This window comes from Actinomadura kijaniata (genome assembly GCF_014138665.1).
Taxonomy (GTDB): domain Bacteria; phylum Actinomycetota; class Actinomycetes; order Streptosporangiales; family Streptosporangiaceae; genus Spirillospora; species Spirillospora kijaniata.
The window spans coordinates 23,528-44,688 of record NZ_JACJIA010000003.1; the positions used below are offsets into that span (position 1 = coordinate 23,528).

A 21,161-nucleotide genomic window follows, 5' to 3' on the forward strand; every position below is an offset into this window, starting at 1 on the left:
CATGGCCCGCGAGCGGAGCCAGGTCCTGATCCTCACCCAGGACTTCGACCCCACCGTCGACCCGGTGGTGCGGAGCCTGGACGAGCGGGGGGCACGGGTCGTCCGGATCGACCTCGGCTACTTCCCGAGGCGGCTGACCCTCACCGCCTCCGACTTCGACGGCGGCCACCGGCGGCTGCGGCACCGCGACGGCCGGATCGACCGCGAGCTGGACCTCGACGCGCTGTCCGGCGTCTGGTACCGGCGGCCCACCTCGTTCGACTTCGGCGAGGAGATGACCGAGGCCGAGCGGGAGTTCGCCCGGAACGAGGCGCTGATCGGCGTCGGCGGGATCCTCCGGTCCACCGACTGCCTGTGGGTCAACCGCCCGGACCTGGACGCGGTCGCCGACCTGAAGCCGTACCAGCTCACCCTCGCCCGGAAGGCCGGGATGCGGGTGCCGCGGACCCTGCTGACCAACGACCCCGACGAGGTCGCCCGGCTGCTGGACCGTGGCGAGCACCGGCTCGTCCACAAGTCGCTGAGCGGCGGCGTGGTCCACCACCCGGGGGCGTCCCCGTCGGGGCTGTTCACCACCGTCGTCGGCGCGGAGACCCGCGAGCACGTCGAGCGGGTGCGGCACACCGTCTGCCAGTTCCAGGAGTACGTCGAGAAGGCCCACGAGGTGCGGCTCACCGTCATCGGCGACACCTACTTCCCGGTGACGATCGACTCGCAGTCCGACGACCGGACGCGCGTCGACTGGCGGGCCGAGCCGGAGGTCCGTTACGGCGACTACCGGCCGCTTCCGGACCGGGTCGTCGAGCAGACGCGGGAGCTGCTGGACGGGCTCGGGCTCGTCTACGCCGCCGTGGACTTCATCGTCACGCCCGAGGGCGAGCACGTCTTCCTGGAGGTCAACACGAACGGCCAGTTCATGTGGATGCAGAACGACCTCGGGCTGCCGATGACCGACCGCATCGCCGACCTGCTGGCGGAGGGGGGAGCCTTCCGGCGCGGCGAGGTGCGGCAGGTCGGCTACTAGATGGACGACCCCGCCTCCGCGCCGGTCACCGCCGCCGAGCTGACCGAGCCGCCCCGGATCGAGCTGCGGCGGCTGCCGTCGCTGGTCGGGTCGGCCGTGCGGCTCGTGCTGGCGGCGGCCCGCCGGGAGTTCCTGCTGGTCACCGTCTTGCAGGCGGTGGCGGGGCTCGGCCTGATGCTGCCCATCCTGGGCGGGCACGAGCTGCTGAACCGGATCCTGGCGTCCGGGAACGGCGCGGAGGCGCGGAGCGTGCTGGTGCCCGGGGTGGTCGTGCTCGGGCTGCTCGGCGTCATCGGCCTGGCCACCGCGGTCGCGGCCTCCCGCGACGACGTGCTCAGCGAGCTGATCAACCGGCACGCCATGGGGCGCATCCTGGACGTCGCCTGCGCGGCCGACCTGGAGCGGTTCGAGCGGCCCGAGTTCCACAACCGGCTCGAACGCGCCTCGATGAGCGCGCGGATCCGCCCCCACCAGCTCGTCCAGGGGCTCGGCGCGCTGAGCAACGCGCTGATGGGCACCGCGGGCGTCGCGCTCGCGCTGCTGACGATCGAGCCGCTGCTCGTCCCCGCCACGCTGCTGGCGGGCGTCCCGCTGTGGCTGGCGGGGCTGCGGAGCGGGCAGCTGCTGTTCGACACGCTGTTCCGGCTCACCCCGGCCGAACGCGAGCGCAGCTACCTGCTGGAGATCCTCACCAACCGGCGCTCGGCCGTGGAGATCCGGGCGTTCGGGCTCGCCCCGTACCTGCGGGGCCGCTGGGACCGCCGCACCGACGAACGCCTCGCCGAGATCCGCGGCACCGCGCACCGGCGGCTGCGGATCACGCTGGCGGCCCGGTTCGTCAGCGGCGCGGCGCTGGCGGCGGTGCTCGGCCCGGTGGTCGCGCTCACGGCGGCCGGGCGGCTGCCGGTCGCCGACGCGGGCGCCGCCGTCACCGCCGTGCTGCTGCTGGCGTCGCGGCTGCGGACCGCCGCGGCGGGCACCGACCAGCTGTTCGAGGCGGCCCCGTTCGTCGAGGACCTGCGGCGCTTCCTGCGCCCCACCGCGCCGCCGGCCGCGCCGGTCCCGGCGCCGCCGCCGTTCCGCAGGCTCACGGTGGAGGGCCTCGCCTTCACCTACCCGTCGGCGGACCGCCCCGCGCTCCGGGGCGTCGACCTGGAGATACGCGCCGGGCAGGTGGTGGCGCTGGTCGGCGAGAACGGCTCGGGCAAGACCACGCTCGCCAAGCTGCTGTCCCAGCTGTACCGGCCGCAGGCGGGCCGGATCCGCTACGACGGCGTGGACGTCACCGACGCCGACCCCGACGAGCTGCGCCGCTCCATCGCGGTGCTGTTCCAGGACTACCTGCGTTACCTGCTGCCCGCCGCCGACAACGTCGCGATGGGCCGCTGGGAGAGGGCCGACGACCGGGCGGCGGTCGAGGAGGCCGCCCGGACCGCCGGGGCCCACCGTTTCCTGGCGGCGCTGCCGCAGGGCTACGAGACCCTCCTCGGCCCCGAGTTCTCCGGCGGCGTGGACCTGTCCGGGGGGCAGTGGCAGCGGGTCGCGCTCGCCCGCGCGTTCTTCCGGGACGCGCCGTTCGTCATCCTCGACGAGCCCACCGCCACCCTCGACGCCCGCGCCGAGCACGAGCTGTTCGAGCGCCTGCGCACGCTGCTGACCGGGCGGACGGTGCTGCTCATCTCGCACCGCTTCGCCACCGTCCGCATGGCCGACCACATCTACGTCCTGGCCGACGGCCGGGTGGCCGAGCACGGCACGCACGAGGAGCTGATGGCGGCGGACGGGCGCTACGCCGAGCTGTTCGCCCTCCAGGCGGCGGGATACCTCGACGCGGTCTGACCCGTGCCGGGCATGTGATCCATCTCTCCGAATGGCGTTCCGCCGGGTGGGGATGGGGGCGGGATGGATCAGCGAGGATCATGGAGACGAAGGGTGCCGTCGTGGCTGGTCCGGGAGTGGAACAGCCCACGGCGGCGGTGGCCCGAACGGGTCCATGTGATCGTCAAGGCCGTGCTGGCGGGCGTGCTGGCGTGGCTGGCCGGCCACCATCTGCTGGGCCATCCGCAGCCCTACTACGCGCCGCTGGCCGCCCTGCTCGGGGTGTACCCCACCGTGGAGCGGTCGCTGCGGGAGAGCCTGTCCTACGCCGCGAGCTTCGTGCTGGCGATGGCGCTGGCGGTGCCGGTGGGGATGCTCCTCGGCCCCGGGCCGGTCGGGCTGGCGCTCGTGCTGACGCTGGCGCTGGCGCTGTCGAGCTGGTGGCGCCTTGGCGAGCAGGGGACGCAGATCCCGTTCATCTCGCTGTTCACCCTGCTGATGGGCGGTCACGACGGGTTGTCCTACGCGGGACCCCGGCTGGGCGACGTCGCGGTGGGGCTCGCCGTCGGGCTGGCGGTGAACCTGCTGGTGTTCCCGCCGCTGCACCTGCGGCGCGCCGAGTACGCCCTGGCCGAGGCCCGCGACGGGATGGTCGGGGCGCTGTGCCACCTGGCCGGCGCCGTGATCGACCCTGACGAGTGGGAGGGGTGGGAACGGCGCGAGCGGCGGCTGGTGCGCAGCGTCGACCGGGCCCGGCGGACGTGCGACCGCGCCTCCGACAGCCTGCGCGGCAACCCCCGGGCCGCGCTGCGCGCCCGCCGCGACGGGACGCACCCGTCCTGGCAGGGCGACTGGCGGGCGCCCCGGCAGATGGCGGTGCTGGAACGCGGGCTGGCCTACGTCCGGTCGATGGCCGGCACGGTGCGCCGGGCCGAGCCGTTCGAGGGGCCGTTCGCCCGCGCCTACGCCCGGCAGCTGCGGCTGCTGGCGGCGCAGGTGCGGCGGCTCCCCCACGGCGGCGACGCCCGGACCACCGAGATCGCGTGCGGGGCGCAGGACCGGCTGGAGCGGCCGCACAGCGACGCCGGGACCGACGCGCCGGGGATCTTCGACCCGCAGAAGGAGCTGATCCGGCTGAGCCGGGTGATGCTCGACGACGTGGGCGTCTCCGACGGCTCCGAGCCCCGGGAGATCGCGTTGACCTTGACGCGACGGCAACGTTTCTAATGGGGGCATGCGAATCGGCGAACTGGCCGGCCTGGCCGGGGTGTCCACCCGGACCGTGCGGCACTACCACCACCTGGGGCTCCTCCCGGAGCCGGAGCGGCGCGCCAACGGCTACCGCGAGTACCGGCTGAGGGACGCGTTCGTGCTGGCCCGGATCCGGCGGCTGGTCGAGCTGGGGCTGTCGCTGGACGAGGTCCGCGACGTGCTGGCCGACCAGGGCGACCGGGACCTGCGGGAGATCCTGGCGGGGCTGGACGCCGACCTGGCGCGGCAGCAGGAGGTGCTGGCGGCCCGGCGGGCGCGGCTGGCGGCGCTGCTGGCCGAGGACGAGCTGCACCCCGACTCGACGGTCTCGCCCGACATCGCCGAGGTGCTGCGCGGGCTGTCCGGCGGCGACGCCTCCCGGTTCGCCCAGCTCGACCGCGAGATGCTGACGCTGGCCTACGCGGGGACCGGGCCGGAGGACCAGGAGCGGATGACCGCGATGCTGCGGCCGCTGATGGAGCCGGAGGCGCTGGCGCGCGGGCACGAGCTGTACACCCGGCTCGACGAGATCGCCCACGCCGAGCGCGGCGATCCGCGCCTCGCCGTCCTGGCCCGCGACATGGCCGACCACCTGCCGCCGGAGATGACGGAGGCCATGGTCGAGCACCTGCCCGACGGGACCCGCCCCGAGCACGGGCACTGGCTGGAGGCGCTGGCCGACGAGATGACGCCCGCGCAGACGGAGGTCTTCCGGCTGCTGGTGGCGATCCTGAAGGAGGAGCGGTGATGCTGGGAGCCGCGCGGGCCGTGCTGTACGCCGTGATCCCCGCCGAGCTGCTGCTCGGGATCCTGCTGGTGTCGGGGGTGCCGCTGCCGGGGCCGGTGGTCGTCGCCGCCGAGGCGGTCGTCGCCGCGGCGCTGGCGCTGGAGGCGGCCGTGGTGTCCCGGCTGTACCGGGCCGGACGGAAGCGGGGGCTGGGCCGGCGGGCGGCGGCGCGGGCCGTGCGCGACCGGCTGGTGCCGCCGAAGGTGAGCCGTCTGATGATGTTCGACCTGCACGGCATGGTCTCCCTCGGGCTGTGGGCCGCGCGGCGCCGCGACGGGGTGCCGCCGGGGGCCGTCGCCGTCCCCTACGCGGGCGGCCAGAACCCGATGCTGCTGATGTGGCTGTTCGCGATGGCCGTGGAGGCGGCCGTGCTGGAGTTCCTGCTGCGGGGGCTGGGCGCGCCGGCCGGGCTGCGCTGGCTCTTCCTGGTGTTCGGGATCTACTCGGTGGTGTTCGTGCTGGCGTCCATCGCGGGCGGCGTCACCCGGCCGCACGTGGTCACCGAACGCGAGCTGCGGGTGCGGTACGGGGTGTACTTCGACGCGCGGATCCCCCGCGAGCTGGTCGCCTCGGTGCGGCGGGTGCGCAACTTCGACGAGGACGGGCCGCCGGTCGAGGTCGACGGCGACCGGCTCGGCGTGGTGGTGGGCTCCCAGACCAACGTCCTGGTCGAGCTGGCCGGGCCGGTGACGGTGGTGCGGCCGTTCGGCAGGACCGCCGAAGTGCGGTCGGTGCGGTTCTACGCCGACGATCCGGAGGCCGCCGTCGCCTCCCTGCGGGTCCGGCCCGCGACCCGCGCCGCCTGATCCGCCGCCCTGGCCTACCGTTGGGGCATGAAGGCTTGGAGCGTCCGGTCGCCGGGACCGACCGCCACCGGCCCGCTCGCGCCCGCCCGGCGCGAGGCGCCGGACTCCGGGCCCGGCTGTCTGCGCGTGCCGGGCGACCGCGCCGGCGTCGCCTGGCTGCGCAGGTCGCGGTGGCCGAGGGGCGCGTCAACGGCGCCGCGGTCCTGCTGACCTGACGGGGGACGGGATGGAGTGGCGGGGAGCGGCGACGCTGCGACCGGGGCGGCTGCGCTACGCGGGGGCGATCGCACCGGCCGCCGAGCACGCCCACCACGCCGTGCAGATCCTCGTCGCGAACGCCGGGGAACTGGTGCTGGGCGACGCGGACGGGACCCGGCTGGCGTGCCGTTCCGCGGTGATCCCCGCGAACGTCGCGCACTCGATCGTCCGGGGCGTCGAGGACGGGGTGCTGGTCCTCCTCGCGCCCGAGTCGGCGGCGGCCCGGCGGCTGGGCCGGGCGGGCGGCGACGTCGCCTCCTGGACGCGGGCGGCCGCGGCACCGCCCGGCGGGGACGCGCCGCCCGCCCCGCGCCACCCGGCCCTCCGGGAGGCGGTGCGGATCCTGCCCGGCCTGCTGCGCGACGGGCCCGTCCGGCTGGGGGCGGTGGCGCGGGCCGTGCACCTGTCGGAGGGGCGGCTGGCGCACCTGTTCACCGAGGAGGTCGGGCTGCCGTTCCGGCCGTACGTGCGCTGGCTGCGGCTGCAACGGGTGATCGAGCTGGTCGCCGACGGGGCCTCGCTCACCGACGCCGCGCACGAGGCCGGGTTCGCCGACGGGGCGCACCTGAGCCGCGCCGCCCGGAAGATCTTCGGGATCGCCCCGTCGGACTTCACCCGCGGCGTGCGCTGGACGGTGGAGACGTAGCAGGTTCGTTCAAGCGCGGGCGGGACCGGGGGCGTCAGCCTGGGGGCATGGCTTTCACGCTCGCCCCCATGCCCGCCCCGGTCCGCGCCGCGTTCGAGGCGGAACTGCGCGCCGCCCGCGCCGCCCGGGACCTCGACGCCATGTGGACCGCCCTCGAACGCGCCCACATCCTCTCCCAGTCCTGGGCCTGGCCGCACACCCGCTCCCACTGGCACATGTTCCTGCTGGCCCTGCGCCGCCGCGACCGTCGCGAGGCCGTCGGGCAGGCCGTCCGCCTGACCGTCGCGGGGCCCAGCTCCCTGCTGGACCTCGCCCCGCCCGGCAACACCGGCCGCGCCTCGGTGGGCCTGCGGACGGAGATGCCGGTCCCGGGAGATCTGGCGGCGCTCCTCGCCAAGGCGTGAGACTGGCCTCATGGCAGTCCTCGTCAGACCGGCCGCCCACCATGACGCCGCCCGCATCGCCGAACTGCTGGACCAGCTCGGGCACCCGGCGACCGCCGGGGAGGTGCGGGCACGGCTGACCTACTGGCTGGGCGACCCGCACAGCGCGCTGCTGGTGGCCGAGGTGGACGGCGGGGTCGCGGGCTTCGCGGCGCTGCACGCCTCGCCCCTGATCGAGCGCACGGCGCGCCGGGGCCACCTGGTCGCGATCGCGGTGGACGCCGCCGCCCGCGGCCGGGGCGTCGGACGCGCGCTGGTGGAGGCCGTCGAGACCGCCGCCCGCCGGCTGGACTGCCACGACCTGGAGGCGGCCGGCGCCCGCACCCGGGCCGAGGCCCGGCGCTTCTACGCGGGCCTGGGCTTCGAGGAGCAGTGCGACCGGGCGTCCCACCTGCTCAAACCCCTGTGACCCGCCCGCGCCGGACCGGCGGCCGCGGGGCGCGGGTCACTTCGCGCCCTGGCGGGTGCGGCGCTTCTCCTCGTCCTCCAGCAGGGGGCCCACACGGAACGGCACCGGGGTCGTCAGCGCGATCGAGGTGGTGCTGCGCCGGACGCCGGGGCAGGCCAGGATCGCGTCGATCACCTCGTGGAGCTGCTTGCCGTTGGGGGCGGCGGCGCGGACCAGCAGGTCGCCCTGCCCGGTGATGCCGAAGACCTCCAGGACGCGCGGGATCGTCGCCAGGGCGGCGGACGCCTCGTGCAGGCGGCCCTGGGCCACTTCGAGGGTGACGAACGCCGTCAGCTCGAACCCCAGGGCCCCGAGGTCCACCTCGCGGCCCCGGTGGCCGATCACGCCGTCGCGTTCCAGCCGCTCGACGCGGGCGTGCGCGGTGTTGCGGGCGATGCCCAGCTTGGCGGCCAGCTCGGTGACGCCGATCCGGGGCTGCTCGACCAGCCGGCGCAGGATCCTGATGTCGAGCAGGTTGACGTTCATCACAACGCTCATTTCTCGTAACCATGATCAAGTGGATCTGAGCAATCCGCTCAAAATCGTAAGTGACATCTTGCAGACCGCTCAGTGTAGAGAGTGAATGATCCGGATCACACCTGTTTGTGCGCCCGATCACTCGTTCGGGCCGGATCGATGCCGGAAGGTGTCACATGAGCGTTGCCTCCCCGCTCCGGGACCGGCTGGAGCTGGAGAACGGCCGGATCGCGCTGGGCGGCGTCCAGGCCCTCGTCCGGTTGCTGCTCGACCAGAAGCGGGCCGACGCCGCGCGCGGCTGGACCACCGCCGGGTTCGTGTCGGGCTACCGGGGGTCGCCGCTCGGCGGGCTGGACCAGCAGCTCTTCCGCAACGAGAAGCTGCTCGGGGCGCACGACATCAAGTTCATCCCCGGGGTGAACGAGGAGCTCGCGGCGACCGCCGTCTACGGCTCGCAGCTCGCCCAGCAGCTCCCCGACCCCAGGTTCGAGGGCGTGTTCGGGCTCTGGTACGGCAAGGCCCCGGGCGTGGACCGGTCGCTGGACGCGTTCAAGCACGCCAACTGGCTGGGCACCGCCGAGCGCGGCGGTGTGCTGGTCGTGGCGGGCGACGACCCCTCCTGCAAGTCCTCCACGCTGCCGTCGGCGACCGAGGGGGCGCTGGCCGACTCGTTCATGCCGGTGCTGGTGCCCGCGTCGGTCGCGGACGTGCTGCGACTGGGGCGCTACGGCTTCGAGATGTCGCGCTTCTCCGGCGCGTGGGTCGGGTTCAAGGCCGTGACGGACGTGTGCGACGCGCACGAGGTCGTGGACGTCACGCCGGTGCCCGTCCCGGTGATCCCCGAGTTCACCTGGCGGAACCGGCCCTGGAAGCCCACCCGCAAGCCCGGCATCGACATCAAGACCACCGTCGCGATGGAGCCGGAGGTGCTGGAGGGGCGGCTCGCCGCCGCCGCCGCGTTCGCCCGCGCCAACGGCCTCAACGTCGTCGAGGGCGCGCGGGGCGAGGCCCGGATCGGGCTGGTCGCCGCCGGCCGCACCTACCTGGAGCTGCGCGAGGCCCTGGACCGGCTCGGGCTCGACGACGCGGCCCTGGAGCGGCGCGGCGTCCGCCTGCTGCGCCTGGCGATGATCCACCCGCTGGACCGGGACGAGATCCGCGGGTTCGCCGCCGGGCTGCGCGAGATCGTCGTGGTCGAGGAGAAGCGCGCGTTCGTGGAGACCCAGATCCGCGATCTCCTCTACGACCTGCCCGAGCGCCCGGCCGTGCTGGGCAAGCGCGGCCCCGACGGCGCTCCGCTGGTCCCCGCCGACGGCGGCCTGGACGCCGACCGGATCACCAAGGCCCTGGCGCGGCTGCTGGCCGACCGGATCGGCGAGGAGCACATCGACCTCGGCCACCCGGCGCTGGCCAGGCGCAAGCCGCAGATCAACCTGCTGGCCCCGGCCCGCACCCCCTACTTCTGCTCCGGCTGCCCGCACAACCGCTCCACCAACGTCCCCGAGGACTCGCTGGCGGCGGGCGGCATCGGCTGCCACATCATGAGCGTGTTCATGGACCGCAGCCTCGGCACCACCCAGATGGGCGGCGAGGGCGTCATGTGGGTGGGCGCCGAGCCGTTCAGCGGCACCACGCACATGTTCCAGAACATCGGCGACGGCACGTTCTTCCACTCCGGGACGCTCGCGGTCCGCCAGGCCGTCGCCGCCGGGACCAACATCACCTACAAGCTGCTCTACAACAACGCGGTCGCCATGACCGGCGGGCAGGACGCCGACGGCGGGGCCGACCCGGTCACCGTGACCCGGATGCTGCACGCCGAGGGCGTCGCGAAGATCGTCGTGGTGGCCGACGACCCGGCCAAGTACCCGCGCGGCACCGCCTGGGCCCCGGGCGTGACCGTGCGGCACCGCGACGAGATGGACGCCGTCCAGCGCGAGCTGCGGGAGATCCCCGGCGTCACGGTGATCCTGTACGACCAGGCGTGCGCGGCCGAGACCCGCCGCAAGCGCAAGCGCGGCCAGGCCCCCGACCCGGCCACCCGCGTGGTGATCAACGAGGCGGTGTGCGAGGGCTGCGGCGACTGCGGCGTCAAGTCCAACTGCCTGAGCGTGGAGCCGGTCGAGACCGAGTTCGGCCGCAAGACGCAGATCAACCAGACGTCCTGCAACAAGGACTACTCCTGCGTGGACGGCGACTGCCCGTCCTTCCTCACCGTGATCCCCGGGGAGAAGAAGAAGGCCAGGGCCGCCGGGCTCCCGGCGATGACCGAGCTGGGCGAGATCGACGCGGTGCCCGCGTCCGGGAACGTGCTGCTGGTCGGCATCGGCGGCACCGGCGTCGTCACCGTCAACCAGGTGCTCGCGACCGCGGCGCTGCTGGACGGCCGCTACGCCCGCTCCCTCGACCAGACCGGCCTCAGCCAGAAGGCGGGCGCGGTGGTGTCGCACCTGCGGGTCGGCCCGGACGACCGCGACCGCCCCGGCCTGATCGGCGCCGGCGAGGCCGACGCCTACCTGGTCTTCGACGCCCTCGCCGCGACCTCGGAGGTGAACCTGCGGCGCTGCTCGGCCGAGCGGACCGCCGCCGTGGTGTCCACCAGCGAGGTCCCCACCGGCAAGATGGTCGTCGACGTGACCGAGAAGCTGCCGCCGAGCGCCGCGCTGATCCGGCAGATCGCGGGCCGCACCCGCGGGGAGCGGCTGGTCGCGTTCGACGCTCTGGCCCTGTCGGAGCGGTGGTTCGGCAGCGGCACCCCGGCCAACTTCGTCATCGTCGGCGCCGCCTACCAGGCCGGCCTGCTGCCGCTGTCGGCCAAGGCGATCGAGGAGGCCATCACGGTCAACGGCGTCGCGGTCGACGCGAACGTGAAGGCGTTCCGCGCCGGACGGCACCTGGTGCTCGACCCCGGGTTCGCGCAGGTCGAGGAGACCGTCACGGCCGCGCGGGCCGACGAGGCCGAGGAGGCCGGGGACGACCTGGCGCGGGTGCTGTCGATCCGCGTTCCGGAGCTGGTGAAGTACCAGGACGCCCGGCTCGCCCGGCAGTACCTGGACACCGTGCGGCGCGTCGAGCGCGCCGAGCGGGCCGCCGGGGTCGAGGGCGGGCGGCTGGCCGCCGCCGTCGCGCGCAACCTCTTCAAGCTCATGGCCTACAAGGACGAGTACGAGGTCGCGCGCCTGCACCTGGACCCCGAGCTGCGGCGGCGGGTCGAGGAGCAGTTCGGCGAGGGTGCGGAGATCCGCTACATGCTGCACCCGCCGATCCTGCGGGCCCTCGGCATGGACAAGAAGATCGCGCTCGGCCGGTCCGCCAAGCCCGCCTTCCACGCGCTGCGGGCGATGCGGAGGCTGCGCGGCACGCCGCTGGACGTGTTCGGGCAGACCGGGCACCGCCGGATGGAACGCCGCCTGGTCGCCGAGTACCTGACCGTCGTGGACCGGCTCGCCGCCGAGCTGACCGCCGGCCGGCACGACCTGGCCGTCGAGATCGCCGAGCTGCCGGACCTGGTCCGCGGCTACGAGCAGATCAAGGAGGCCAACGTGGTCCGCTACCACGAGCGGATGCGCGACCTGCTCGCGCGGTGGTCCGCCGCCCGCACCGGAGACCCCGCTCCGGCCTGACCCGCGCGGAACGGACGCCCGGTCGCCGATTCAACGGCGACGCGGCGACCGGGCTCCGTCCCCGCGCGCTACGCCGCCCCGGCCCGTCCACGGGCCGGGGCGGCGCTCGTTCGTGCGGCTAGGGCCTGTTTCACAGTGGGCCTCAGCCACGCACGCGAGCGCGTTACCTGACCTGCGGGCCCGCAGCCGAAGGCGAGGGCCCGCAGGTCAGATCGCGAAGCGATGCCGCGCTCGCCAAGCCCTGGTGAGGCGCGAGCCCCCAGGCGAGCGCCGTAGGCCAGGGCTTTGAAACACGGCCTAGCCCGGGACCACCTGGTAGTGGGTGGTCAGGCGGCCGGTCGCGTCCAGCGCGTGGAACGCCACCATCGGCGGCTGGTCGAGGCGCAGCACGTCGCGCGGGCCGTCCTGGCGTTCCCAGGGGTACCTGAGGGCGGAGGCGACGCCCGGCGCGATCCGCAGGGGCCGCCCGGCGAACGTCGTGGCCGCCGGGGTGTGGGCGTGCCCGCACAGCAGGCCCGCGACGTCGGGGTGGCGCTCCACCAGCGTCGCCAGGCGTTCGGTCCCGAACTGCCGCATGCCGTCCAGGTAGGGGACGTGGATCGGCACCGGCGGGTGGTGGAAGCCGATCAGGACGGGGACGCCCGGCGGGTTGCCGGCCAGGACCCTCTCCAGCCAGTCCAGCGTCTCGTCCGCCAGCGTCCCCTCGTCGCGGCCGGGGATCGTCGAGTCGCACAGCGCGAGGGTGAAGCGTTCGGCGCGGTGCACCCGGTTGACCGGGGCGGACGGGGCGGGCGGGGCGGGCGGGGCGGGCTCGCCCAGCAGGACCGAGCGGAACGCCGCGCGGTCGTCGTGGTTGCCCGGGCACGCCAGCACCGGGTGCCGGGAGGCGAGCGCCGCCGCGGCGCGCTCGTACTCCTCGGCGCGGCCGTGGTCGGCGACGTCCCCGGTCACGACGACGGCGTCGAGATCGACCGCCAGCGCGTCCAGGTGCGCCATCACCGCCCGGAGGCGGTCGACGCCACGCGCGTCGTCACCGATGTGGACGTCGCTGAGATGGGCGATCAGGGTCATGGCGCCCCCTGGCCCGGTCTGGGGAATGTCACGACCGGGGGCCTGCGGGCGATCGTGGAAGCGACGAGGGGGGACCTGGCGGCCAGGCGCCAGGACCCGCCGCGCGGGGGCGCGGTGATGAGCACGGTCACGGGTGGTCCTTCGGTTCCGGGGTCTGCGGTGACGGTAGGCGCCGGGCGGACCGCCGGGGCAGGGCCACTTCCCCCCGGAAGCGGGGATCCACTTCCGGGGGGCGCGGGCGCTCAGTCGTTGGCGTGCAGGGCGGCGTTCAGCTCGATGCCCCTGCCCTCGCGCGGGACGGCCTCGACCGCGCCGGTCACCGAGTTGCGGCGGAACAGCAGGCCGGACCTCTTGGACAGCTCGCGCGCCTTGACGGCCTCGCCGCCCGGCAGCACGACCTTGGTGCCCGCGGTGACGTACAGCCCGGCCTCCACCACGCAGTCGTCGCCGAGGGAGATGCCGATGCCGGCGTTCGCGCCGAGCAGGCAGCGCTCGCCGACCGAGATGATCTCCTTCCCGCCGCCCGACAGCGTGCCCATGATCGACGCGCCGCCGCCGATGTCGGAGTCGGCGCCGACCAGCACGCCCGCGGAGATGCGGCCCTCGACCATCGAGGAGCCGAGGGTCCCGGCGTTGAAGTTGACGAAGCCCTCGTGCATGACGGTGGTGCCGGAGGCCAGGTGCGCGCCCAGGCGGACGCGGGAGGCGTCGGCGATGCGCACGCCGGACGGCATCACGTAGTCGGTCATGCGGGGGAACTTGTCCACGCCGTTGACGACGACCTGGCCGCGGGCGCGCAGCCGCAGCCGGACCTGCTCGAAGCCCTCGACCGCGCAGGGGCCGAAGTTGGTCCACACGACGTTGGCGAGCAGGCCGAACACGCCGTCCAGGTTGATCTCGTGCGGCTTCACCTGCCGGGACGACAGCAGGTGCAGGCGCAGGTAGACGTCGTGGGCGTCCGCCGGCGGCCTGCTGAGGTCCTCGATGCCGACGCGCACCGCGACGACCTCCACGCGGCGGGCCTCGTCGCGGCCCAGCGCCATGTCGGCGCCGAACGCCCGCGCCGCCTCCTCGGCGGTCAGCCGCCGGGTCTTGGACTCGGGCGGGGCGCCCAGGGCCGGGGTCGGGAACCAGGTGTCGAGGATCGTGCCGTCCTCGGTGATCGTGGCGATGCCGTCGCCGAACGCACCGGAGTCGTTGAGCTTCACTTCAGTCACGTCGCAACGGTATCCGGGACGCGCCCCGCACGCCGAAACCGGTGGGGCGTCCCGCCCCGCGACACCTCCTGGAAACTGCGGAAAGTCCACTTTTGGCGACACGCTCACCAGATGGACCTTTGGTCACACTTGCCCCCATATGATCAGCGCGGACCAATCCCGTACGCGGCCTCCGGCGGACCCCCGGGGGCCGCGCGCACCCCGATCGAGGAGGCCGAATGCGCCGTCTCACCCTCGCGGTGGGCTCGGCGGCCGGGGCCCTCGCGCTGACGACCACCGCGTCGCCCGTGCTGGCCGCCCCGTCCCCCCAGACTCCCCAGGCCCGGTTCGCGGCCCAGCGGATCGACTGGAAGCCCTGTATCGAGGACCCGGGCGCGCCCCCGGTCATCAAACGGCTCGACTGCGGCACGATGACCGTGCCGCTGGACTGGAACGCGCCGGACGGCGCGACCCAGCTCAAGATCGCGGTGTCCCGGCTGCGCGCCGGCGGCGGCAAGGCCCGGGGCGCGGTGTTCACCAACCCCGGCGGGCCGGGCGGCCCCGGCCTGACGCTGCCGCTGGCGCTGGCGGGCCCCGACGGGAACGCGCGTCTGTCCCAGGCGATGGACATCATCGGGATCGACGTGCGCGGCACCGGCCAGAGCACCAACGTCACCTGCGCCCTCACCGATCCCCTCGAACCGCTGAACGTGCGCGACCGCGGCAAGCGCAACACCGCCAAGCTGCTGGGGCAGGCCCGCACGATCGCGCAGGCCTGCCAGAAGAACTCCGGCACGCTCGGCCGGCACATCACCACCTGGCAGACCGTCCGCGACCTGGACCTGCTGCGCACGCTGCTGGGCCAGAAGAAGGTCCACTGGATCGGGTACTCGGGCGGCTCCTGGCTCGGCGCGCACTACGCGACCGCGTTCCCCAAGAACACCGGCCGGTTCGTGCTGGACTCCAACACCGAGTTCACCGCCCCCTGGCAGAAGGTGTTCGCCAACCAGCCGATGGCCTTCGAGCGCCGCTTCCGCAAGGACTTCACCCCGTGGGCGGCCAAGTACGGCAGCCGCTACAAGCTCGGCAAGACCGGTGAGCAGGTGCGGCGCACCTACGAGGCGATGCGCGCCGACCTGGCCAGGGAGCCGCTCCCGCTGCTGGAGGGCGGCTACTTCTACGCCGGCGACCTCGACAACCTGATCGCCGGGGCCCTGTACGCCAAGGCCAACTTCCCCGAGCTGGCCCGGATCATGAGCGTGCTGCGCCGCTACACCGGCGTGAAGGCGCGTTCGGCCGCCGGGACGCGGGACCTGTCGCAGTCGATCCGCGCGCTGCGCGACCGGTGGACGCCGCTGCGCCCCGCCGGCGAGGGCGACGCCCCGGACGCCGACATCGCCACGTTCTACGGCATCACCTGCAACGACACCCCGCGCACGGGCACCCCCGCCGACCTGGCCAAGCGCACCGCGGCCTCGGGCCGCAAGTACCCGCTAGTCGGCTACGCGCGGATCATCGACCCGTGCCAGTACTGGAAGCGCCCGAACGTGAAGCTGCCGGTCCCGACCGGCAAGGGCGTCCCGCCGACGCTGATGGTGCAGTCCGCGCACGACCCGGCCACCCCGTACGAGGGCGCGGTCACGGCGCACCGCAAGTTCGCCGGCTCCCGGCTGCTGTCGGTGACCAGGGAGGGTGACCACGCCATCTACGCGGGCGGCAACGCCTGCGTGGACAAGGTCGTCGACGCGTTCGTCATCGACGGCGTGCTGCCCAGGAAGGACCTGTCCTGCAAGGGCATGCCGCTGCCGGTGCCGCCCAAGGACGTCCAGAGCCAGTCGGCCGCCACCGCGCCGCAGCACCCGCTGCTGCGCGCCGACGAGCTGGCCGACCGTTACCGGCTGAAGGTCTGACCCGCGCGTTCACTCGCATGACGCGGCCCCCGTCCCCTCCGGGCGGGGGCCGCTTCGTTCCCGTCACGGCCGGGTATGGGGCCCTGCGTCGACCACCAGGATCGGGGGATCTGCATGCGACTCGGGCTGTGCGCGGTGCTCACCGGAACCGCCCTGACGCTCGGAACGTCCGGAACGGTCACGCCCGCCGCCACGGCGGCCGAGGGGGCGGGCCGGGAGGCGGGCCAGAGGGCGGGCAAGGAGCGGTTCGGGCCGCGCGGCTTCGGCGGGGTGCGGCTCGGGATGTCCGCCGCACGCGCCAGGGCCACCGGCCGGATCAAGCCGAAGCCGACGGGCGGCGCCTGCTCGGGCTGGGACCTGAAGGCGTACCCGACGGGCCGCGACCGGGTCGGGCTGTACGTCTCCAGGCGGCACGGCGTCGCCCTGATCTTCGCCCCGAGGGGCGCGCGCACCCCGCGCGGCATCGGCGTCGGCTCCACGTTGCGCCAGGTGAAGCGCGCCTACCCGAGGGTCAGGCACGACACCTTCCACTACGTGACGGTCCCGGGCAACAGGAGGGCCCACTACTACTTCATGCTGGACAGGGGCCGGGTCCAGGAGATGGCGCTGGCCCTCAAGCGGCAGGACTGCGTCAACTGACCGCCGTCAGCCGAGCACCGGCGCGAGGTAGGGGGCGGTCCGGCTGTCCGGGTCGGCCGCCACCCGCGCCGGGGTGCCCCGCGCGACGATCCGGCCGCCCCGGTCGCCGCCCTCGGGACCCATGTCGATGACATGGTCGGCGCCCGCCACCACCGTCATGTCGTGCTCCACCACGACGACCGTGTTGCCGCTGTCCACCAGCGCGCGCAGGTGGCGCATCAGCAGGTCGGTGTCGGCCGGGTGCAGGCCCGCGGTCGGCTCGTCCAGCAGGTAGAGGGTGCGGCCCCGGCCCGCGCGCTGGAGTTCGGCGGCGAGCTTGATGCGCTGGGCCTCGCCGCCCGACAGCTCGGTGGCCGGCTGGCCCAGGCGCAGGTAGCCGAGGCCGACGTCGCGCAGGGTGCGCAGGGAGCGGGCGGCGGGGCGGACGTCGGCGAGGAACCCGGCCGCCTCGTCCACCGTCATCCCCAGCACCTGCGCGATCGTGGCGTCGCGGTAGCGGATCTCCAGGGTCTCGGGGTTGTAGCGCGCGCCGTGGCAGACCGGGCAGGGCGAGTAGGTGGAGGGCAGGAAGAGCAGCTCCACGGTGACGTGGCCGTCGCCCTGGCAGTTCTCGCAGCGGCCTCCCGGCACGTTGAACGAGAACCGGCCCGCGTCGTAGCCGCGCCGCCTCGCCTCGCCGGTGTCGGCGAACAGCTTGCGGACCGCGTCGAACAGGCCCGTGTAGGTCGCCAGGTTGGAACGCGGCGTCCGGCCGATCGGCTTCTGGTCCACGCGGACGACGCGGTCGCCGTTCTCCTCGGCCGTCTCCCCCACGACGTTCACCAGGGTCGTCTTTCCCGAGCCCGAGACGCCGGTGACGGCGGTGAGGACGCCCAGCGGGACGTCGGCGTCCAGGCCCCGCAGGTTGTGGCGGGTGACGTTCCGCAGCTTCAGCCGGCCGGACGGGACGCGCGGCTCCCGGGGCGCGCGGGCGGCCTCGCCGAACAGGTGGCGGCGGGTCACCGACCCGGGGACGTTCCGCAGCTCCTCCACCGGTCCGCTGTGCAGGATCCGCCCGCCGTGCGCGCCCGCCGCCGGGCCCACGTCCACGATCCAGTCGGCGTGGCGGACCACGTCCATGTGGTGCTCGACGAAGAACACGCTGTTGCCCGACGCCCGCAGGCGCCGCAGGACCGACAGCAGCGCGACCGTGTCGGCCGGGTGCAGGCCCGCCGACGGCTCGTCCAGGACGTAGACCACGCCGAACAGTCCCGAGCGAAGCTGCGTCGCCAGGCGGAGGCGCTGCAGCTCGCCGGAGGAGAGCGTCGGGCTGGACCGGGCCATGGACAGGTAGCCAAGGCCCAGCTCCACCAGCACCTCGATGCGGGCGCACAGGTCCCGGCACAGGACCGCCGCCGGGCCGTCGCCGTCCGTGTGGGGACGCAGGATCTCGGCCAGCGCCGACAGCGGCAGCGACGCCAGCTCCGCGACGTCGCGCCCCGCGAACGTGACGGCCAGCGCCTCCCGCCGCAGGCGCAGTCCCCCGCACGCCGGGCACACCGCGCTGACCAGGAACCGCGCGGCGCGGTTGCGCTGCGCCTCGCTCCTGGAGTCGGCGAACGTGTGCATGACCAGGCGTTTGGCGCTGGAGTAGGTGCCCTGGTAGGTCCGGTGCGTGCGGTGCGCCTCGCGGACCGGGTGCACGGTCACCACCGGCTGCTCGTCGGTGAACAGGATCCAGTCGCGGTCCTCCCGCGGCAGGTCCCGCCACGGCCGGTCGATGTCGTGGCCGAGCGTCGCGAGGATGTCGCGCAGGTTCTTGCCCATCCACGCGCCCGGCCAGGACGCGATCGCGCCCTCGCGGATGCTCAGCGACGGGTCCGGGACCAGGGACTCCTCGGTGACGTCGTGGACCTCCCCCATCCCGTGGCAGGTGGGGCAGGCCCCGGCGGGGGTGTTGGGCGAGAACGCGTCGGAGTCCAGGCGCTCCGCGCCGGGCGGGTGCTCCCCGGCCCGCGACATCAGCATGCGCAGCGAGTTGGACAGGGTCGTGACCGTGCCGACCGAGGACCGCGACGACGGCACCGACCGGCGCTGCTCCAGCGCCACCGCCGGGGGCAGGCCGGTGATGTCGTCGACGGCGGGCGTCCCGGCCTGGTTCAGCAGCCGCCGCGCGTACGGGGCGACCGACTCCAGGTAGCGGCGCTGCGCCTCGGCGTAGATCGTCCCGAACGCCAGCGACGACTTGCCCGACCCCGACACCCCGGTGAACGCCACCAGCGCGTCGCGCGGCACGGCGACGTCCACGTTCCGCAGGTTGTGCTCGCGGGCGCCCCGCACCCGCACGAACGGATCATCGCTCCCGGACTCCATGATCCCAAACTACCCACCCGTCCCCGCAGCTCAGGCCGGGGTCGCCGCCTCCGTCGGCAGCCGGGCCGCGCCCGGCGGGCGCGGCCGGTCAGGCGCGGCCGGTCAGGCGAGGTCGGGGCGACGGGTCGGGGGCGGCAGGGTGTCCGGAGAGCCCTCGTGGTGCGGGGCCTCGGTGAGCAGGCCCGCGCGTTCCAGGTACTCGCGGCCGCGCGGGGTGATGTCCCAGGCGTTGTGCCGCCACTCCTTGCGCCGCCAGACCACGCCCGCCGACAGCAGCTTGCGGCCGACGCGGCTGACCTCGGTGGCGTCGGTGCCGAGGGCATCGGCGAGCTGCTGGTTGTTCATGCCGGGGTGGCTCGCCACGCTCTGCAGGAAGCGCGCGGCGTGGCCGCCGGGCTGCAGGCCGAGCTGGAGGCCCGAGGGCAGGCGGCGCAGCGCCCAGTGCGCGACGTCGATGAGGCCGAGGATGCGGCCGCGTTCCTCGCGCTGGTCGGGGTCCAGGTTGGCCTTGTCCAGGTAGTGGGCGCGGTGCAGCCACTGGAGTCCGTCCTGCACCGCCACCAGCGCGGCCTCGTCCGCGCACAGCGACGCGTCGTTGATGAGCATGCCGAGGGCGCTGAAGTGGCCCTCGCCGATGCTCTTGGCGTGCTCCATGGAGTCGATCAGACGGCGCGCCTCGCTCGCGCGGTCAGGTCCGGCGGGCGGCGTCTCTGTGCGTCCGGTCACGGGTCACCTCACGGTCGTCGAGTGCGCGGACCCCTCCAGCATGCGCCGATGCCAAGTGAATGTCAAGTGATGGGCCGGGCGCTTTTCCGGGCCACGAAAACCCAGGTCGGCAACGCTTTGGTCACACTCGCAAACTTTCTTCGTACGATGTGTATCGCATGTCACTGATGACCCTGACGCCCGGCGGTTAGCATCGGGCGACCCGCCCCTGACCGCCCCGCTCCCCCCGGAGGGCGCCCATGACGGACCGGACGGCTTCGGCTGTCTACCCGGCCGAACCCGCCGACCTGTTCGTGCTGCTGTACGACGACCTCCCCGACGAGCTCTTCCGGCAGTGGACGGCCACCGAGTGGTACGCCGACGACGAGGTACGGCGACGCGCGCTCGAACTGTCGGAACAGGTGCTGGAGGACGGCGAGCCCGACACCGGGACCGTCCGCGCGCTCATCGCGGAGGACGGGTACCGCGGGCAGTTCACCGTCCTGCTCGCGCTGGACCAGGCGCTCGCGCATGTGAACCCGTTCGGCCCCTACCACAACGCGCCCGCCCTGGTCGGCACGCTCACCCGCTACCTGACCGAGGGGCGGTTCAACACCGACGGGGTCCCCGGGGCGCTGCTGCCCCGGTGCGCGTTTCCGGGGCGTCCGCTGGGGCGGCGCTCCAAGGCCGACTTCTTCGGCGTCCAGCGGGTGCCCGCCGGACGCTGGGACGCGCTCGACCACCGCGTCCTCCCGGCGGTGAACGACCCGCACTTCCCCCGGGAGGAGCCCGTCGCCGTCGGCTGCGCCCCGATGCTGGAGACCCGCGACGAGGTGGACTTCCGCATCGAGCGCCACCACCGCCTCGACGTCTACCGGCTGGGCCCGGTCGAGCACGCGGTCTCCGGCGGCCGGATCGAGACGGTGCTGCGGCGGCTGGACGAGGCGGGCGCGCAGATCGCGGTGATGCCCGAGGCCACGCTGACCGACGGGATCGTGGAGCGGTGGAAGGAGGCGGCGTTCCGCACCGCCGGACGGGACCGGAGCCGCCACCCGCTGCGGCTGATCCTGCTGGGCAGCGGCCCGGTCGGCGGCGGCGACCCGCCCGCCAACCGCGCCGTGCTGATCGACCGCTGGACCGGCGAGGAGCTGCTGACGCAGGACAAGCTGTCGGGGTTCACGCTGGACGCCCGGCAGCTCCGGATGTGGCGGCTGTCGGACCGGCCGGTCGCGGGCGCGGTCGACGAGTACGTCGCGCACGGCGACCGGATCGGGCTGCTGGACTGCTCACTGGGCCGGCTGGCCGTCCTGATCTGCGAGGACCTGACCCGGTCGACCGGGTGGGAGCCGGAGTTCGCGGCCTGCGGGGTGTCGCACCTGCTCGTTCCGATCTTCTCCAAGCCGATCCTGCGGTTCCGCTGGGAGCAGCAGGCCGCCGAACGCCAGGTGAACGTGCTGGGGAGCTGGTCGGTGGTCGCCAACAGCCTGGCGGTCGGCAACGCGATCCCGGCCGAGGAGCTGGACGAGCCGCGCTACACCTGCCTGGTCGTCGGCCCCGAGGACGCGGGCCGCGACCGCCACGGCGCCTCCCTCCAGTTCGGGCGGGCCAAGTCCGCCGACGAGGTCGCGGTGACCGACGAGGGCGAGCTGCCGCGCGTGCTGCCCGGCGCCGCCCACGAGGCGTGGTTCCCGCACTGGTCCTGACCGG

17 protein-coding genes are annotated in these 21,161 nt (G+C 74.3%); 12 read left to right on the plus strand and 5 right to left on the minus strand.

Going from position 1 to position 21,161, the window contains the following annotated elements; genetic code table 11:
- Position 1 precedes the first annotated feature (1 nt).
- The 8 genes from HNR61_RS12185 to HNR61_RS12220 all read left to right on the plus strand — a co-directional run bounded on the left by HNR61_RS12185 (position 2) and on the right by HNR61_RS12220 (position 7,442).
- On the plus strand, positions 2–1,024 hold the full coding sequence (locus HNR61_RS12185) for an MvdC/MvdD family ATP grasp protein (RefSeq protein WP_182843259.1): 1,023 nt from the start codon (positions 2–4) through the stop codon (positions 1,022–1,024).
- Positions 1,025–2,863, plus strand: a complete 1,839-nt coding sequence (locus HNR61_RS12190) for an ABC transporter ATP-binding protein (protein WP_182843260.1) — start codon at positions 1,025–1,027, stop codon at positions 2,861–2,863.
- A 93-nt stretch (positions 2,864–2,956) separates the two neighbouring features.
- Positions 2,957–4,069 carry an FUSC family protein gene (locus HNR61_RS12195; protein ID WP_182843261.1) on the plus strand — a complete coding sequence of 371 codons (1,113 nt, stop codon included), beginning with the start codon at positions 2,957–2,959 and terminating at the stop codon, positions 4,067–4,069.
- Positions 4,070–4,076: 7 nt separating this feature from the next.
- Positions 4,077–4,841: a helix-turn-helix domain-containing protein gene (locus HNR61_RS12200; protein ID WP_182843262.1), complete on the plus strand. Its 765-nt coding sequence runs from the start codon at positions 4,077–4,079 to the stop codon at positions 4,839–4,841.
- Positions 4,841–5,686 (plus strand): hypothetical protein, encoded by an 846-nt coding sequence (locus HNR61_RS12205; RefSeq protein WP_182843910.1) that lies wholly within the window; start codon positions 4,841–4,843, stop codon positions 5,684–5,686. The genes HNR61_RS12200 and HNR61_RS12205 overlap by 1 nt, the downstream gene beginning before the upstream one ends.
- Before the next feature lie 226 nt (positions 5,687–5,912).
- Positions 5,913–6,590: a helix-turn-helix transcriptional regulator gene (locus tag HNR61_RS12210; protein ID WP_182843263.1), complete on the plus strand. Its 678-nt coding sequence runs from the start codon at positions 5,913–5,915 to the stop codon at positions 6,588–6,590.
- 47 nt (positions 6,591–6,637) lie between these two features.
- Positions 6,638–6,994: a DUF3703 domain-containing protein gene (locus HNR61_RS12215; RefSeq protein WP_246442632.1), complete on the plus strand. Its 357-nt coding sequence runs from the start codon at positions 6,638–6,640 to the stop codon at positions 6,992–6,994.
- A 10-nt stretch (positions 6,995–7,004) separates the two neighbouring features.
- Positions 7,005–7,442, plus strand: a complete 438-nt coding sequence (locus tag HNR61_RS12220) for a GNAT family N-acetyltransferase (protein WP_182843264.1) — start codon at positions 7,005–7,007, stop codon at positions 7,440–7,442.
- Between the two features lie 36 nt (positions 7,443–7,478).
- On the opposite strand, the gene HNR61_RS12225 is transcribed toward HNR61_RS12220, so the two are convergent.
- Positions 7,479–7,979 carry an Lrp/AsnC family transcriptional regulator gene (locus HNR61_RS12225; protein WP_246442634.1) on the minus strand — a complete coding sequence of 167 codons (501 nt, stop codon included), beginning with the start codon at positions 7,977–7,979 and terminating at the stop codon, positions 7,479–7,481.
- 155 nt (positions 7,980–8,134) lie between these two features.
- On the opposite strand from HNR61_RS12225, the gene HNR61_RS12230 reads away from it, so the two are divergent.
- Complete coding sequence (locus tag HNR61_RS12230; RefSeq protein WP_182843265.1) at positions 8,135–11,581, plus strand: indolepyruvate ferredoxin oxidoreductase family protein; 3,447 nt, start codon at positions 8,135–8,137, stop codon at positions 11,579–11,581.
- Positions 11,582–11,878: 297 nt separating this feature from the next.
- Here HNR61_RS12230 and HNR61_RS12235 read toward each other — a convergent pair whose 3' ends face one another.
- Entirely contained in the window at positions 11,879–12,652 is a 774-nt protein-coding gene (locus HNR61_RS12235) for a metallophosphoesterase (RefSeq protein WP_182843266.1), read from the minus strand.
- Positions 12,653–12,894: 242 nt separating this feature from the next.
- The gene (dapD, locus tag HNR61_RS12240; RefSeq protein ID WP_182843267.1) at positions 12,895–13,869 is read right to left on the minus strand and encodes a 2,3,4,5-tetrahydropyridine-2,6-dicarboxylate N-succinyltransferase; all 975 of its coding nucleotides are present in this window, start codon (positions 13,867–13,869) and stop codon (positions 12,895–12,897) included.
- Between the two features lie 218 nt (positions 13,870–14,087).
- Here dapD and HNR61_RS12245 point away from each other — a divergent pair, with 218 nt between their 5' ends.
- Together HNR61_RS12245 and HNR61_RS12250 are read left to right on the plus strand one after the other, a co-directional pair.
- The gene (locus HNR61_RS12245) at positions 14,088–15,758 is read left to right on the plus strand and encodes an alpha/beta hydrolase (protein WP_182843268.1); all 1,671 of its coding nucleotides are present in this window, start codon (positions 14,088–14,090) and stop codon (positions 15,756–15,758) included.
- Positions 15,759–15,872: 114 nt separating this feature from the next.
- Positions 15,873–16,397, plus strand: coding sequence for a hypothetical protein (locus HNR61_RS12250; protein WP_182843269.1), 525 nt, complete (start codon positions 15,873–15,875; stop codon positions 16,395–16,397).
- A 6-nt stretch (positions 16,398–16,403) separates the two neighbouring features.
- On the opposite strand, the gene HNR61_RS12255 is transcribed toward HNR61_RS12250, so the two are convergent.
- Positions 16,404–18,749, minus strand: a complete 2,346-nt coding sequence (locus HNR61_RS12255; RefSeq protein ID WP_182843270.1) for an ATP-binding cassette domain-containing protein — start codon at positions 18,747–18,749, stop codon at positions 16,404–16,406.
- Between the two features lie 102 nt (positions 18,750–18,851).
- A complete protein-coding gene (locus tag HNR61_RS12260; protein ID WP_182843271.1) occupies positions 18,852–19,475 on the minus strand; it encodes a helix-turn-helix domain-containing protein in 624 nt (207 codons plus the stop codon).
- Between the two features lie 239 nt (positions 19,476–19,714).
- Here HNR61_RS12260 and HNR61_RS12265 point away from each other — a divergent pair, with 239 nt between their 5' ends.
- Positions 19,715–21,157, plus strand: a complete 1,443-nt coding sequence (locus tag HNR61_RS12265) for a carbon-nitrogen hydrolase family protein (RefSeq protein WP_182843272.1) — start codon at positions 19,715–19,717, stop codon at positions 21,155–21,157.
- Positions 21,158–21,161: the final 4 nt, after the last annotated feature.

What these genes read in the sequence shown, in the direction of transcription:
- HNR61_RS12205 (WP_182843910.1), top strand. Translation starts at nt 4,841, where the DNA reads ATGCTGGGAGCCGCGCGGGCCGTGCTGTACGCCGTGATCCCCGCCGAG.
- HNR61_RS12220 (WP_182843264.1), top strand. Translation starts at nt 7,005, where the DNA reads ATGGCAGTCCTCGTCAGACCGGCCGCCCACCATGACGCCGCCCGCATC.
- HNR61_RS12265 (WP_182843272.1), top strand. Translation starts at nt 19,715, where the DNA reads ATGACGGACCGGACGGCTTCGGCTGTCTACCCGGCCGAACCCGCCGAC.
- HNR61_RS12235 (WP_182843266.1), bottom strand. Translation starts at nt 12,652, where the DNA reads ATGACCCTGATCGCCCATCTCAGCGACGTCCACATCGGTGACGACGCG.
- HNR61_RS12190 (WP_182843260.1), top strand. Translation starts at nt 1,025, where the DNA reads ATGGACGACCCCGCCTCCGCGCCGGTCACCGCCGCCGAGCTGACCGAG.
- HNR61_RS12200 (WP_182843262.1), top strand. Translation starts at nt 4,077, where the DNA reads ATGCGAATCGGCGAACTGGCCGGCCTGGCCGGGGTGTCCACCCGGACC.
- HNR61_RS12185 (WP_182843259.1), top strand. Translation starts at nt 2, where the DNA reads ATGGCCCGCGAGCGGAGCCAGGTCCTGATCCTCACCCAGGACTTCGAC.
- HNR61_RS12215 (WP_246442632.1), top strand. Translation starts at nt 6,638, where the DNA reads ATGGCTTTCACGCTCGCCCCCATGCCCGCCCCGGTCCGCGCCGCGTTC.
- HNR61_RS12255 (WP_182843270.1), bottom strand. Translation starts at nt 18,749, where the DNA reads ATGGAGTCCGGGAGCGATGATCCGTTCGTGCGGGTGCGGGGCGCCCGC.
- HNR61_RS12230 (WP_182843265.1), top strand. Translation starts at nt 8,135, where the DNA reads ATGAGCGTTGCCTCCCCGCTCCGGGACCGGCTGGAGCTGGAGAACGGC.
- HNR61_RS12210 (WP_182843263.1), top strand. Translation starts at nt 5,913, where the DNA reads ATGGAGTGGCGGGGAGCGGCGACGCTGCGACCGGGGCGGCTGCGCTAC.
- HNR61_RS12245 (WP_182843268.1), top strand. Translation starts at nt 14,088, where the DNA reads ATGCGCCGTCTCACCCTCGCGGTGGGCTCGGCGGCCGGGGCCCTCGCG.
- HNR61_RS12250 (WP_182843269.1), top strand. Translation starts at nt 15,873, where the DNA reads ATGCGACTCGGGCTGTGCGCGGTGCTCACCGGAACCGCCCTGACGCTC.
- HNR61_RS12225 (WP_246442634.1), bottom strand. Translation starts at nt 7,979, where the DNA reads ATGAGCGTTGTGATGAACGTCAACCTGCTCGACATCAGGATCCTGCGC.